The 13,585-nt window shown below is 73.0% G+C and carries 12 protein-coding genes; 10 read left to right on the top strand and 2 right to left on the bottom strand.

The features are described 5' to 3' along the window. Window positions 1-261: 261 nt before the first annotated feature. Window positions 262-1,140: an HAD-IB family hydrolase gene (locus tag ACIBNE_RS32910; protein ID WP_399278131.1), complete on the bottom strand. Its 879-nt coding sequence runs from the start codon at window positions 1,138-1,140 to the stop codon at window positions 262-264. A 542-nt stretch (window positions 1,141-1,682) separates the two neighbouring features. Here ACIBNE_RS32910 and ssd point away from each other — a divergent pair. The 7 genes from ssd (at window position 1,683) to ACIBNE_RS32945 (ending at window position 7,313) form a co-directional block, all read left to right on the top strand. Beyond that, complete coding sequence (ssd, locus tag ACIBNE_RS32915; protein WP_399278133.1) at window positions 1,683-2,795, top strand: septum site-determining protein Ssd; 1,113 nt, start codon at window positions 1,683-1,685, stop codon at window positions 2,793-2,795. Then, window positions 2,795-3,946, top strand: a complete 1,152-nt coding sequence (locus ACIBNE_RS32920) for a TadA family conjugal transfer-associated ATPase (RefSeq protein WP_399278135.1) — start codon at window positions 2,795-2,797, stop codon at window positions 3,944-3,946. Before ssd ends, ACIBNE_RS32920 begins: the two co-directional genes overlap by 1 nt. 230 nt (window positions 3,947-4,176) lie before the next feature. Continuing rightward, window positions 4,177-5,067, top strand: a complete 891-nt coding sequence (locus ACIBNE_RS32925; protein ID WP_399278368.1) for a type II secretion system F family protein — start codon at window positions 4,177-4,179, stop codon at window positions 5,065-5,067. Then, complete coding sequence (locus tag ACIBNE_RS32930; protein WP_399278137.1) at window positions 5,064-5,942, top strand: type II secretion system F family protein; 879 nt, start codon at window positions 5,064-5,066, stop codon at window positions 5,940-5,942. The genes ACIBNE_RS32925 and ACIBNE_RS32930 overlap by 4 nt, the downstream gene beginning before the upstream one ends. Before the next feature lie 120 nt (window positions 5,943-6,062). Beyond that, window positions 6,063-6,263, top strand: a complete 201-nt coding sequence (locus ACIBNE_RS32935) for a DUF4244 domain-containing protein (protein WP_399278139.1) — start codon at window positions 6,063-6,065, stop codon at window positions 6,261-6,263. Between the two features lie 28 nt (window positions 6,264-6,291). After that, window positions 6,292-6,621: a TadE family type IV pilus minor pilin gene (locus ACIBNE_RS32940; protein WP_399278142.1), complete on the top strand. Its 330-nt coding sequence runs from the start codon at window positions 6,292-6,294 to the stop codon at window positions 6,619-6,621. A 122-nt stretch (window positions 6,622-6,743) separates the two neighbouring features. After that, window positions 6,744-7,313: an Rv3654c family TadE-like protein gene (locus ACIBNE_RS32945; protein ID WP_399278144.1), complete on the top strand. Its 570-nt coding sequence runs from the start codon at window positions 6,744-6,746 to the stop codon at window positions 7,311-7,313. On the opposite strand, the gene ACIBNE_RS32950 is transcribed toward ACIBNE_RS32945, so the two are convergent. Further along, complete coding sequence (locus ACIBNE_RS32950) at window positions 7,282-9,744, bottom strand: DEAD/DEAH box helicase (protein WP_399278147.1); 2,463 nt, start codon at window positions 9,742-9,744, stop codon at window positions 7,282-7,284. The two genes, ACIBNE_RS32945 and ACIBNE_RS32950, sit on opposite strands and share 32 nt — an antisense overlap. Window positions 9,745-9,822: 78 nt before the next feature. On the opposite strand from ACIBNE_RS32950, the gene ACIBNE_RS32955 reads away from it, so the two are divergent. The 3 genes from ACIBNE_RS32955 to ACIBNE_RS32965 all read left to right on the top strand — a co-directional run bounded on the left by ACIBNE_RS32955 (window position 9,823) and on the right by ACIBNE_RS32965 (window position 13,420). Next, the gene (locus ACIBNE_RS32955; protein WP_185033884.1) at window positions 9,823-10,176 is read left to right on the top strand and encodes an STAS domain-containing protein; all 354 of its coding nucleotides are present in this window, start codon (window positions 9,823-9,825) and stop codon (window positions 10,174-10,176) included. A gap of 90 nt (window positions 10,177-10,266) precedes the next feature. Continuing rightward, window positions 10,267-10,740, top strand: coding sequence for an ATP-binding protein (locus ACIBNE_RS32960; RefSeq protein WP_399278149.1), 474 nt, complete (start codon window positions 10,267-10,269; stop codon window positions 10,738-10,740). A 256-nt stretch (window positions 10,741-10,996) separates the two neighbouring features. Next, entirely contained in the window at window positions 10,997-13,420 is a 2,424-nt protein-coding gene (locus tag ACIBNE_RS32965; protein WP_399278151.1) for a sodium-translocating pyrophosphatase, read from the top strand. The last annotated feature ends 165 nt before the right edge of the window (window positions 13,421-13,585 follow it).

The raw sequence follows: 13,585 nt of genomic DNA on the forward strand, positions 1-13,585 counted from the left end.
CTGGCATGTCCGCCGGGTTACCAAGCGTCCTCGATGGTTGCCCATCAGGCCGGGTACTTCGCCCGTCACCTGGTGCGGCTGGCCCGTAATCGACGGGTCGACGTCGCGTGGGTGCTCGGCTTCCATGCTTTCGGTCCGTGGGGCCGTTCTGCGTTAAAAGGTGATCCTCTCGGATGTCCCTGGTCTCGCGGGCCGTTGAGTCCTTTGTACTCCTGTCCCGGGTGAAGGGAAACCCCTGGGCACACTTCTTTACTTTTGCCTTCAAATACGGGCAAACCTGGCAATGCTTGCGGATGCGCTGGCCGCGGCGCGGTGCACGGTGCGGCGCCGGGCCGCGTACCAGACCAGTCCGGCCGTGGCCGCGGCTGCTCCGACGGCCGCAGCGGCGACGAGCGCGGGGCGCGGCGGCATGGTGAACTCCGGCAGCCGCTGCTTCAGCCGCACCGGTCGGTTGAAGACGAGAATCGGCCACTCGCGAGCGGCTGCCTCGCGGCGCAGCGCGCGGTCCGGGTTGACCGCGTGGGGGTGGCCGACGGCCTCCAGCATCGGCAGGTCGGTGGCCGAGTCGCTGTAGGCGTAGCAGCGGGAGAGGTCGTACCCCTCGGCCGCGGCCAGTTCCTTGACGGCCTCGGCCTTGGTCGGCCCGTAGGCGTAGTACTCGACTTCCCCGGTGAAGCAGCCGTCGTCGCCGACGACCATCCGGGTCGCCACCACCCGGTCCGCGCCGAGCAGTTCGCCGATCGGCTCGACCACCTCGGCGCCCGACGTGGAGACGATGACGACGTCGCGTCCCGCGGTGTGGTGCTCCTCGATGAGGGAGGCGGCCTCGTCGTAGATGATCGGGTCGATCAGGTCGTGCAGGGTCTCGGCGACGATCTCCCTGACCTGCTGGACGTTCCATCCCTTGCAGAGCGCGGAGAGGTATTCGCGCATCCGCTCCATCTGATCGTGGTCGGCACCGCCCGCGAGGAAGATGAACTGGATGTAGGCGGTGCGCAGTACGGCGCGGCGGTTGATCAGGCCGCCTTGGTAGAAGGACTTGCTGAAGGTCAGCGTCGATGACTTCGCAATGACCGTCTTGTCCAGGTCAAAGAAGGCTGCTGTGCGCGGCAACGAGTGGTTTTCCACGAGGCCGAGCATAGGGGGCCGCCATTCGGCGTACGCTGGGGCGTGTGGGTTTGCCTGAGAAGGCTCTCGGGTACACCATGGAAGTCACGGATCGTTCGCGACCGTGCTAACCCGGACCGGCTCCTCCCCCCCCGAGTCGGCCGGAGAGACGACCCCCGCTCTCCCCCCCGGCGGGGGTCGTCGCATGTCCGGACGCCTTTTCGGCGTCCGGACATGCTGGGGGTGATCGTTCTCCCGCTTCCCGCGCCTCGTCGGCGCCAGCCTCTGACACCTCAGACTCGTCACGCTCCGTGATGGTTGCGCTGCTCTCCGGAAGTCACTGGTATGGGCTAACGGGATATTCACATGGGCCTGGTTGTCCACAGTTTTTGAGCAAGATCCACACCATTTCCAGATGCGCTGCACGGTGATTCCGTTCGTGAAGTCCACATGCATCGGACATCGCGCATCGGACAACGGACGGCTGAACGACAACGCAATCGCGGATCACCGAGATCCGACCGCCACGGGCGGCCGGTCGACCGGGTGATCCCGCTCCGGAAGAGCTCTGGAAGATGGGGGAGATCGTGACGGGAACCATCGCGCACGACCGGCCGCGGGCCGCAGAGGGACAGCGGGGCGGACCGCTGATCGTCACCGAGGACCCGGACCTGCTCGACGACCTGCTGCGGCTGTGCGCGGCGGCGGGCGCCGACCCCGAGGTCCACCACACCGTTCCCGAACGCAGGGGCGGCTGGGAGGGCGCCCCGCTGGTGCTGGTCGGGGACGACGCGGCGGACCGCTGCCGGGGCGCCGCGCGCAGACCTGGCGTCGTGCTCGTCGGCAGGGACCAGGACGACCCCGACGTGTGGCGGCGGGCCGTGGAGATCGGGGCCGACTCGGTGCTGCGGCTGCCCGAGGGGGAGACCTGGCTGGTCGACCAGATCGCGAACGCGGCGGAGGGGGTGGGCCGACCGGCCCTGACCGTTGGGGTGATCGGCGGCCGGGGCGGCGCCGGCGCGTCGACCCTGGCCTGCGCCCTCGCCGTGACGGCGGCCCGGTCCGGGCTGCGCACGCTGCTCATCGACGGCGATCCGCTGGGCGGAGGCATCGACGTGCTGCTCGGCGGGGAGCGCACGGAAGGCAGGAGGTGGCCGGATTTCGCCCAAGCCAAGGGGAGGGTCGGCGGCGGTGCCCTGGAGGAGTCGCTGCCCGAACTCCACGGGCTGCGGGTGCTCAGCTTCGGGCGCGGCGATTGGGTGGCCGTCCCCGCGGAGGCGATGCGCTCGGTGCTGGCCGCCGCGCGGCGCCTGGGCGGGGTGGTGGTCGTGGACCTGCCGCGCAGGGTTGACGAGGGTGCGCTTGAGGCGCTGGCCCAGCTGGACCTCGGGCTGCTGGTGGTGCCTGGCGAGCTGCGGGCCGTCGCGGCGGCCCGCCGGGTCGCCTCGTCCGTCGGCATGGTGCTCGGCGATCTGAGGATCGTGGCGCGCGGCCCTTACGCGGCCGGCCTCGACGAGGAGTGGATCGCCGGCTCCATGGAGCTGCCGCTGGCGGGCGAGGTGCCCTGGGAACCGGGACTGCCGGCGGCCCAGGACGAGGGCGTGCCGCCGGGAAGCGCGGCGCGCGGCCCGCTGGCCAGGTTCTGCACGGCTTTCTGGGAGCGCGCGCTGGTCGGAGGTGGTTCCTGATGGCTGGCGCGCTGCTGGAGGAAGTACGGCGCAGGCTCGCCCAGACCGGGGCCGAGCCGACGCCCGCCAGGGTCGCGGCCGCGCTGCGGGCGCAGGGGCGGCTGATGGGGGACGTGGAGGTGCTGGGCGCGGCGGAGGAACTGCGCGGCGAACTGGTCGGGGCCGGGCCCCTGGAGTCCCTGCTGGCGGACCCCGCCGTCACGGACGTGCTGGTGTCCGCGCCCGACCGGGTCTGGGTCGACCGGGGCGCCGGACTCGAACTGACCGGCGTCACCTTCCAGGACGCGGCGGCCGTACGGCGCCTGGCGCGACGGCTCGCCGCGGTGGCGGGCCGCAGGCTGGACGACGCCAGGCCCTGGGTGGACGCGCGGCTGCCGGACGGGACGCGGATGCACGCGGTGCTGGAGCCGGTCGCGGTCGGCTGCGCCTGCCTGTCGCTGCGGGTGGTGCGGCCGCGTGCCTTCTCGCTTGCCGAGCTGGTCGCCTCGGGGACGGTGCCGCCCGGCGGGGACGCGCTGCTGCGCAGGCTCGTGGAGGCGAGGGTGTCGTTCCTGGTGAGCGGCGGCACGGGCAGCGGCAAGACCACGCTGCTGGCCGCCCTACTGGGCGCGGTGGCGGCCGATGAGCGGATCGTGCTGGTGGAGGACTCCGCGGAGCTGAGGCCCGACCATCCCCACGTGGTGCGGCTGGAGGCCAGGCCCGCCAACCAGGAGGGCGCGGGCCGGGTCGACCTGCGCGACCTGGTGCGCCAGGCGCTGCGCATGCGGCCCGACCGGCTGGTGGTGGGCGAGGTGCGAGGCGGCGAGGTCACGGAGCTGCTGGCCGCGCTGAACACGGGGCACGAGGGCGGGTGCGGCACGGTGCACGCCAACGCCGCGCGCGATGTGCCCGCGCGCCTCGAAGCCCTGGGGACGGCCGCAGGACTCGACCGGGCGGCGCTGCACAGCCAACTGGCGGCCGCGCTGTCGGTCGTCGTCCACCTCGTGCGGGACCGGGGCGGACGGCGGCGGATCGCGGAGATCCGGGTGGTCGAACGGGACGAGGCCGGATGGGTGGTGACGGTGCCCGCGCTGCGGTGGGCCGGGGACGCCTTCGCCTACGAACGCGGCTGGGAGCGGCTGCGCGGACTGATCGGGGGCGGGTCGCGGTGAGTGGGGCGGTGGTCGTGGAAGGCGGCGTGGGCGCGGTGAACGGGCTGGCGGGCGTGGCGGGTGCGGTGAACGGGCTGGCGGGCGTGGCGGGCGCGGTGAACGGGCCGGCGGGCGTGGAGGGCGTTGTGGGTGCGGCGAGTGGGTGGGCGGGTTTGGAGGGCGGGCTGAGCCTGGCGAGTGGGGCGGCGGGCGCGGAGGGCTTGGCGGGTGCGGTGAGTGGGGTGGTGGGGCTGGCGGAGGCGGGGTCCGCCGGGGTTCCGGGTGCGGGGTACGCCCTGCACGCGGCCCTGTGCGCGGGGGCCGCTGCCTGGCTCGTGGTCGGGCGGGACAGGGGGCTGCGGCGGGGGCGGCTGCTGTTCGCGGGCAGCGGGGTGGACGGCGTGCGTCCGTGGTGGGGCGGGTGGCCCCGGGGCGCGCGGTGGGACTGGCGGCGGGTGCCGCGCGAATGGGGGTGCCTGGTCGTGGCGGGGGTGGCCGCGGCGCTCGGTGAGTCGGTGCTGCCGCTGTTCGCGGGAGCGGCCGCCGTGCCGTTGGCGGGGCGTTGGCTGCGGCGCAGGGAACGGGAGCGGGCGCGGGCGAAGCGGGCGGAGGGGGTGGTCGCGCTGTGCGGGGCGGTCACGGCGGAGCTGCGCGCGGGGCGCGAGCCGGGGCCCGCGCTGCTGGCCGGGGTGCGGGACTCTGGGGTGCTCGGCGCGGCGGAGGCCGGGCTCGTAGCGGCGGTGAGGTTCGGCGGGGACGTGCCCCTGGCGCTGCGGGAAGCGGCGCGCGAGCCGGGCGGAGAAGGGCTGGCGGGGGTGGCCGCGTGCTGGCGGGTCGCGGTGGACGGCGGAGCGGGCCTGGCGGAGGGCCTGGAGCGGCTGGAGGGCGCGCTGCGCGCGGAGCTGGAGCAGCGGGCGGAGTTGCGGGCCCGGCTGGCGGGGGCCTGGTCGACGGTGGTGGTGCTGGCCTTGCTGCCGGCTGTGGGGCTGCTGTTGGGCGGCGCCCTGGGCGCGGAGCCGTTGCGCGTACTGCTGCACACCCCGGCCGGGCTCGGGTGCCTGGTGGTGGGCGCGGGGCTGGAGGCAGCCGGGCTGTGGTGGGCGGGGCGGATCGTGCGACGGGGAGCGGGGGACGCCGGATGAACGGGGACGTTGCCCACGGGCTGGGGGCAGCGGGGGCGCTGCTCGCCGGTGCCGCGTACGTGGCCCTCGCGGTGGCGGGGCGGCGGAGGGCGCGGTTGGTGCGGGGACGGGCCGCGGTGGTGGCCGGGGTGCGCGCGGAGCCGTCGTGGGGGTGGGGGCGCGCCCGGGAGGCGGTGGGGCGGGCTGCTTTACGGGGGTGGGTGCTGCGGTGGGGTGCGCCGTTGGGGGCGGTGGTGACGGGGTGGGTGCTGCTGGGCGGGCCGTTCGGGGCCTTGGCCGGGGTGGCCGGGGGCTACGGGGTGTGGTGGTGGCAGCGGGGGCGTACGGGAGTGGGGGCGGGGTCCGGGACCGGGGAGCGGGCCGGGGCCGGGCGTTCCGGGGTGGTCGGGGAGTCGAGGGCCGGTCGCTCGGGGGTGGTTGGGGAGACGGGCGGCTTTGGGGACCAACTGCCGCTTGCCGCCGATCTGCTGGCGGCGTGTGCGTCGGCGGGTGCGGGGCCCGGGGAGGCGGCCGACGCGGTCGGGGAGTCGTTGGGCGGGCCGGTCGGGGCGCGGCTGGTGCGGGTGGCCGCGGAGCTGCGGCTCGGCGGTGAACCGGCGGACGCGTGGGGGAGGTTCGGCGAGGCAACGGGGGCGTACGGGTTGGCCCGCTGCCTGGAGCGCGCCTGCTCGACGGGAGCGCCGTCGGCGGAGCCCGTGTCCCGGGTGGCCGAGCGGTTGCGGGCCGAACGGGCGCGGGAGGCGACGGCGCGGGCCCAGCGGGCCGGGGTGCTGATCACGGCTCCGGTGGGGCTCTGCTTCCTGCCCGCGTTCCTGGCGGTCGGGGTGGTGCCGGTGCTGATCGGTCTGGCGAGCGGCCTGTTGCGGGGTCAGTGAGTGCAAGCGGGCGCGGGTGAAGCAGGCGAAAGCAAGGGGAGCACGTTTCTTTCCGGGCGGGTTCCTTTCCGAGTTCCTTTCCGGGTTCCCTTCCAAGTTCTTTTCTGATCAAGGGGGTTGATGGTGATGGTGATGGTGCGTTGGCTGGTGGAGCGGGTGAAGGCGCGGGGGCGCGATGCGGGCATGGCGACGTCCGAGTACGCCGTGGCCACGATCGCGGCCTGTGGCTTCGCGGCACTTCTCTACAAGGTGGTGACGAGCGGGACGGTGGAGTCCGCCCTGCAAGCGCTCATCGGGAAGGCGCTCGATGCGCCGTTCTGAGCGGGCGTCTCTCGGGGAGCGGGGGTCGGTGACGGCCGAGGCCGCGGTCGCGATCCCGGTGCTGGTGGCGTTCGTCGCGGCGCTGGTGTGGGGGCTGGCGGCGGCTGCCGCGCAGATCCAGTGCGTGGACGCGGCGCGGGCCGGGGCGCGGGCGGCCGCGAGGTCCGAGCCGCGGGAGGCCGTGCTGGCGGCGGCCGAGGCCGCGGCACCGCGTGGCGCCGGGGTCGAGGTGGGGAGGTCGGGGGAGCTGTGGCGGGTCAAGGTCACGGCCCCGACGCCGGGGCCGGGTGCGTTGGCGTTGACGCTCACGGCGGAGGCGGCGGCACTCGCGGAGGACACGGTGGGGGAGGAGGTGTGAACCGGAGCGGCGCCAGGTGGCGTGATGGGCGGGGGAGTCCGGACGATCGGCGTGGACGCCGACGCGGACGCCGATGCCGACGCGGATGCGGATGCGGATGCGGACGATCGGGGGATCGGGGCGTGGCGACCGTGTGGACCGCGGTGGCGGTGTGCGTGCTGTGCGTGGTCTTCGGAGGGCTCCTCGCGCTGGGGCAGGCGGTGGCCGTACGGCACCGGGCGGGCGGTGCGGCGGACCTGGCGGCGCTCGCGGCGGCCGACCGGGCGTTGTGGGGCTCGGCGGACGCGTGCGGGGCCGCTGAGAGGGTCGCGGGGGCTCAGGGGGCGGAGGTGGTGCGGTGCGCGGTGCTGGGCGAGGTGGCCGATGTGACGGCGCGGACCCGGTTCGGGCCGTACGCGGCGGAGGCCAGGGCGCGTGCGGGGCCGCCGGGCCCTGACGGGACGCCCAGCCCTCCGGGCGGCGCGCCGAACCTACCCGGCCCGCCCAGCCCTACAGGCCCGCCCAGCCCTCCGGGCGCGCTGAACTTACTCGGCCCGCCGGGCCCTCCAGGCCCGCCCAGCCCTACAGGCCCGCCCAGTCCGTCGATCCCACCCAGCCCTCCGGGCGTTCCGGAAATAGCCGACCCGTCCGGCCCGCCCAGCCCGTCGGGCCCGACGGTCGCTACGGGGTCTTCTCCGTGGGCGCTTCCTTGAGGAGCTGCGTCAGGAGGCGGACCGCGCCCCGTTTGTGCAGGGGGTCGTTGCCGTTGCCGCACTTGGGGGACTGGACGCAGGACGGGCAGCCCGCGTCGCACTCGCAGGAGACGATCGCCTCGCGGGTGGCGGTGAGCCAGGCGCGGGCGGTGTGGAAGGCGCGCTCGGCGAAGCCCGCGCCGCCCGGGTGGCCGTCGTAGACGAAGACCGTGGGCAGGAGCGTGTCGGGGTGGAGGGGGATCGAGACGCCCCCGATGTCCCAGCGGTCGCAGGTGGCGAAGAGCGGCAGCATCCCGATGGAGGCGTGCTCGGCGGCGTGCAGGGCGCCGCCGAGGATCTCCGGATTGATCCGGGCGGCGTCGAGCTGGTCCTCGGCGACCGTCCACCACACGGCGCGGGTGCGGAGCTTGCGCGGAGGGAGGTCCAGCTTCGTCTCGCCGAGCACTTCACCGGTGATCAGTTTGCGGCGCAGGAAGGAGACGACCTGGTTGGTGACCTCGACCGAACCGAAGCACAGGCGGCCCTCGCCCCACGGGACCTCGGTCTCGGTCTCCAGGACGGAGATGGCGGTGGTGTCGCGGGCGGTGGTCGAGTAGGGCGGTGACGCCTCCTCGACCAGGGCCACCGAGTCCGCCAGGTCGAGGCGCTTCACCAGGTACGTACGGCCCTGGTGGAGGTGGACCGCGCCGTCGTGGACGGCGGTGTGGGACGAGGCCTCGTCGACCGTGCCGAGAAGTCGGCCCGTCGCGGCCTCGACGATCTGGACGGGGCTGCCGCCCTCGCCCCGGATGTCGGCGAGGTCGGCGGCCCGCTCGCGGCGGGTCCAGTACCAGCCGGTGGAGCGCCTGCGCAGCAGGTTCGCCGCTTCGAGCTGGGGGAGGAGGCCGGGGACCGCGGGGCCGAAGAGCTCGAAGTCGGATTCGGTGAGCGGGAGTTCCGCGGCGGCCGCGCACAGGTGGGGGGCGAGGACGTAGGGGTTGTCGGGGTCCAGGACCGTCGACTCGACGGGCCGGTCGAAGAGCGCCTCGGGGTGGTGGACCAGGAAGGTGTCCAGCGGGTCGTCGCGGGCGACCAGGATCGCCAGCGCGTCCTGGCCCGAGCGCCCGGCGCGGCCCGCCTGCTGCCAGAGCGAGGCGCGGGTGCCCGGGTAGCCGGCGATGACGACGGCGTCCAGGCCCGAGACGTCCACGCCCAGCTCCAGCGCGGTCGTCGCGGCCAGGCCCAGCAGCTCGCCCGAGTGCAGGGCGCGCTCCAGGGCGCGGCGCTCCTCGGGGAGGTAGCCGCCCCGGTAGGCGGCGACCCGGGAGGGCAGCGAGCGGTCGACGGCGGCGAGCCGCTCCTGGGCGATCACGGAGATCAGCTCGGCGCCCCTGCGGGACCGTACGAAGGCGACCGAGCGGACGCCCTGGACGGTGAGGTCGGTGAGGAGGTCGGCGGTCTCGGCGGTGGCGGTGCGGCGGACGGGGGCGCCCTGTTCGCCGCGGAGTTCGGTGAGCGGCGGCTCCCAGAGGGCGAAGACCAGTTCGCCGCGGGGCGAGGCGTCGTCGGAGACCTCCTGGACGGGGAGGCCGGTGAGGCGCCGGGCGGCGACGGCGGGTTCCGCGGAGGTGGCGGAGGCGAGGAGGAAGACGGGGTTCGCGCCGTAGCGGGCGCACAGGCGGCGCAGACGGCGGACCACCTGGGCGACGTGGGAGCCGAAGACGCCCCGGTAGGTGTGGCACTCGTCGATGACGACGTAGCGCAGGGCGCGCAGGAAGGAGGACCACCTGGGGTGGGAGGGAAGTATGCCCCGGTGCAGCATGTCGGGATTGGTGAGGACGTAGTTGGCGTACTGGCGGACCCACTCGCGTTCCTCGACGGGGGTGTCCCCGTCGTAGACGGCGGGCCGGATTCCGTTGCCCAGCGGGGCCGCCAGCTCCTTGACCGCGCGGCGCTGGTCGGCGGCGAGCGCCTTGGTGGGGGCGAGGTAGAGGGCGGTGGCGCCCCGGCCGTTGGGAGCCTCGGAGCCGTCCAGGAGGGCGGTGAGGACGGGCGCGAGGTACGCGAGCGACTTGCCCGACGCGGTCCCTGTGGCGATCACCACAGATTCGCCGTCCAGGGCGTGCTCGGCGGCCGTCGCCTGGTGGGCCCAGGGGTGCTCGATGCCGGCCCGCTGGATCGCCGCGATCACTTCCGCGCGGATGCGGTCGGGCCAGATGGCATGGCGGCCCGTGCGCGGGGGCAAGTGCTCCGTATGAGTGATGCGCGCAGCCCGGTCCGATCCCGCGGCTAGCCGGTCGAGGACCTCGCGGGGCAGGGGGCGGGAACCCCCGCTCTCGGGAGGTCGTCTGGGGCGGTGATTCTTGGCCATCGGCACCGAGTGTGTCACTGGCGTGACGGACAATGCTCCCAAGGCGTCGTGCATGGCTGCTGGTAAGTGATTGAATGCCATCGCGGCTGGCGACCGTCCCTCGGCTCCGCCGGGGACCTGTAGGGGGCGGCCGCTCGATAGCAAGGTGCTGGAGGATCAGTGGACCTGTCCCTGTCGACTCGCAATGTGACCGGACCAGCAGGCGACCGTACGGTCGTCGAGGTCGGCGGCGAGATTGATGTATATACCGCGCCCAAGCTGCGCGAGCAGTTGGTCGAGTTGGTGAACGACGGCAGTTACCACCTGGTCGTCGACATGGAGGGCGTGGACTTCCTCGACTCCACCGGCCTGGGTGTGCTCGTGGGCGGCCTGAAGCGCGTGCGCGCGCACGAGGGCTCGCTGCGTCTGGTTTGCAACCAGGAGCGCATTCTGAAGATCTTCCGGATCACCGGTCTCACCAAGGTGTTCCCGATCCACACGACGGTCGACGAAGCCGTCGCGGCTACCGACTGACGGTCGCCGGAGGCTTGTCGGAGAAGGGCGGGGGACCGGGCGCGGAGCCCGGTGCCCCGCGACGCACGCAGCCAAGTCCGAGGGGGACCCATGGCCACCGTTGAACTCCGCTTCAGCGCCCAGCCCGAGCACGTCAGGACGGCCCGCCTGGTGGCGGCCGCCGTGGCGCGCAGGGCAGGGGTGGACGAAGCGGTCCTTGACGAGGTCAGGCTCGCCGTCGGAGAGGCGTGCAGCCGGGCGGTCGGGCTGCACCGCAGCAACGGCATCGACGCCCCGGTCAGGGTCGTGCTCACCGAGGAGGAGAAGGCGTTCTCCATCGAGGTCGGGGACGAAGTGCCCGGTCGCGGTTCCGACGGTGCGGTGCCCGGAGCGCGTGACGGCGCGCGGGCCGACGGCCGGGACGTCGGCGTCGACTCCGTTGCCGACGGCGTCGACGACGAGGGCGACGCGATGGGGCTCGCGGTGATCAGCGGGCTCGTGGACGACGTGGAGGTCTCCGCGTCCGACGCGGGCGGAGTGATCCGCATGAGCTGGCCGACGACTCCTGCGACCGTACTGCCCTGAGGTGCGGATCCGATCTTCTGTTGTTCGTGAAGAGACCCTGCTCAGCAGGGTCTTTTTCTTTTACCCCGAGCAATTTCTAGATCGTCGATCAAGTCGTCAATGGATTTGACCCGTTACCGATTTCGAGCAGGTTTGAGAAACGCGATCATTTGCTGAGAGGCAACCTGCGGCCAATCGCAATTGCGGCACTCTGTTTTGATCGGGTTCCGCTCCCTACAATCCGTCCATCTTGAGCTCTGAGCGTCAAGGAGGACGAATGGCGGGGCTCTTCAACCCAGAACTGTCCGATCGATCCACTTCTCTCGCGGCCGCGGTTCTCACCGACGACAACCGGATCATCGTCATCGTCGTCGCGGCCGTGGCTCTCGCCGCGCTCGTCGTGGCCCAGCTGCTGGTACGCCAGGTCCTGGCGGCCGACGAGGGCACGGATTCCATGAAGAAGATCGCGTCGGCCGTGCAGGAAGGCGCGAATGCCTATCTGGCGCGGCAGTTGCGGACCCTCGGGATCTTCGCCGTGGTGGTCTTCTTCCTTCTCATGCTGCTGCCGGCCGACAACTGGTCGCAGCGCGCGGGACGTTCGGTGTTCTTCCTGGTGGGTGCGCTTTTCTCGGCGGCCACCGGATACATCGGTATGCGACTCGCCGTACGGAGCAATGTGCGAGTGGCCGCTGCGGCACGTGAGGCCACTCCGGCGGAAGGTGAACCGGAAAAGGATCTGACGGCCGTCGCGCACAAGGCAATGAAGATCGCATTTCGTACGGGCGGCGTCGTCGGCATGTTCACGGTGGGCCTCGGTCTGCTCGGCGCCTCCTGCGTGGTCCTCGTCTACGCCGCGGACGCGCCCAAGGTGCTGGAGGGCTTCGGCCTCGGCGCCGCGCTCATCGCGATGTTCATGAGGGTCGGCGGCGGCATCTTCACCAAGGCCGCCGACGTCGGCGCCGACCTCGTCGGCAAGGTCGAACAGGGCATCCCCGAGGACGACCCGCGCAACGCCGCGACCATCGCCGACAACGTCGGCGACAACGTGGGCGACTGCGCCGGCATGGCGGCCGACCTCTTCGAGTCGTACGCCGTGACGCTCGTCGCGGCCCTCATCCTCGGCAAGGCCGCCTTCGGCGACGCCGGGCTGGCATTTCCGTTGATCGTTCCGGCGATCGGCGTGGTCACCGCGATGATCGGGATCTTCGCGGTCGCCCCGCGGCGCGCCGACCGCAGCGGAATGACGGCCATCAACCGCGGCTTCTTCGTCTCGGCGGTCATCTCGCTCGCCCTGGTCGCCGCGGCCGTCTACGCCTACCTGCCGTCCTCGTACGCCGACCTCGACGGGGTCAGCGAGGCGGCCGTCCTCAGCCACGACGGGGACCCGCGCACGCTGGCCATCGTCGCCGTCGCCATCGGCATCGTGCTCGCCGCGCTCATCCAGCAGCTGACGGGGTACTTCACCGAGACCAACCGGCGCCCCGTACGGGACATCGGCAAGTCCTCGCTGACCGGCCCCGCCACGGTGATCCTCGCGGGCATCGGCATCGGCCTGGAATCCGCCGTCTACACCGCCCTTCTGATCGGACTCTCGGTGTACGGGGCGTTCCTCCTGGGAAGCGGCTCGATCATCCTGGCGCTGTTCGCGGTGGCGCTCGCCGGCACCGGGCTGCTCACCACGGTCGGCGTCATCGTCGCCATGGACACCTTCGGCCCCGTCTCCGACAACGCGCAGGGCATCGCGGAGATGTCCGGCGACGTCGAGGGGGCGGGCGCGCAGGTCCTCACCGACCTGGACGCCGTCGGCAACACCACCAAGGCCATCACCAAGGGCATCGCCATCGCCACCGCCGTACTCGCGGCGGCGGCGCTCTTCGGCTCGTACCGCGACGCCATCGCCACCGCGGTCAAGGACGTCGGGGCCAAGGCGGGCGAGACGAACCTGAGCCTCGACATCTCCCAGCCCAACAACCTGGTCGGGCTGATCGTCGGCGCCGCGGTCGTCTTCCTCTTCTCCGGGCTCGCCATCAACGCCGTGTCGCGGTCGGCCGGCGCGGTGGTCTACGAGGTGCGGCGGCAGTTCCGCGAACACCCCGGGATCATGGACTACACCGAGAAGCCGGAGTACGGGCGCGTCGTCGACATCTGCACCAAGGACGCGCTGCGCGAACTGGCCACGCCGGGGCTGCTCGCCGTGATGACCCCGATCGCGGTCGGCTTCTCGCTGGGCGTGGGCGCACTCGGCTCGTTCCTCGCGGGTGCCATCGGCACCGGCACGCTGATGGCCGTCTTCCTCGCCAACTCCGGCGGCGCGTGGGACAACGCCAAGAAGCTCGTCGAGGACGGCCACCACGGCGGCAAGGGCGGCGAGGCGCACTCCGCGACCGTCATCGGCGACACGGTCGGCGACCCGTTCAAGGACACCGCGGGGCCCGCCATCAACCCGCTGCTGAAGGTGATGAACCTGGTGGCACTGCTGATCGCCCCGGCCGTCGTGCAGTTCAGCTACGGCGAGGACGCGAGCACGGCGGTGCGCGCGGTGGCGGCCGTGTCCGCGATCGCGGTCATCGTCGGCGCCGTCTACGTCTCCAAGCGGCGCGGGGTCGCCGTGGGCGACGAGAACGACGAGGCGGGCGAGGGGGGTGAGAACGGTTCGGAGCGGGTGCCGAAACAGCCGGGCGATCCCGCGGTGGTCTCCTGACGGGACGTGAGGCCGGTCGACCGGCGGGGTGACCGGACAAGGGGCGGGGGGGGGGGGGGGGGTGTGGCCCCCCCCCCCCCCACCGGCCCCCCCACGGCCCCCGGGGGTGGTGGGTTTGGTTGTTGAAAAATGGGTAAAATAGGAACAAATGTGGGGGGGGGCCCC

Origin of the sequence: Streptomyces sp. NPDC050504, assembly GCF_044458065.1 — a bacterium.
In the GTDB taxonomy this organism is placed as follows: Bacteria; Actinomycetota; Actinomycetes; order Streptomycetales; family Streptomycetaceae; genus Streptomyces.

Excerpts from the sequence above, each read along its gene's own strand:
- ACIBNE_RS32910 (WP_399278131.1), bottom strand. The coding sequence starts at position 1,140 with ATGCTCGGCCTCGTGGAAAACCACTCGTTGCCGCGCACAGCAGCCTTC.
- ACIBNE_RS32960 (WP_399278149.1), top strand. The coding sequence starts at position 10,267 with ATGGCCACCGTTGAACTCCGCTTCAGCGCCCAGCCCGAGCACGTCAGG.
- ACIBNE_RS32965 (WP_399278151.1), top strand. The coding sequence starts at position 10,997 with ATGGCGGGGCTCTTCAACCCAGAACTGTCCGATCGATCCACTTCTCTC.
- ssd (WP_399278133.1), top strand. The coding sequence starts at position 1,683 with ATGGGGGAGATCGTGACGGGAACCATCGCGCACGACCGGCCGCGGGCC.
- ACIBNE_RS32935 (WP_399278139.1), top strand. The coding sequence starts at position 6,063 with ATGGTGATGGTGATGGTGCGTTGGCTGGTGGAGCGGGTGAAGGCGCGG.
- ACIBNE_RS32950 (WP_399278147.1), bottom strand. The coding sequence starts at position 9,744 with ATGGCATTCAATCACTTACCAGCAGCCATGCACGACGCCTTGGGAGCA.
- ACIBNE_RS32930 (WP_399278137.1), top strand. The coding sequence starts at position 5,064 with ATGAACGGGGACGTTGCCCACGGGCTGGGGGCAGCGGGGGCGCTGCTC.
- ACIBNE_RS32920 (WP_399278135.1), top strand. The coding sequence starts at position 2,795 with ATGGCTGGCGCGCTGCTGGAGGAAGTACGGCGCAGGCTCGCCCAGACC.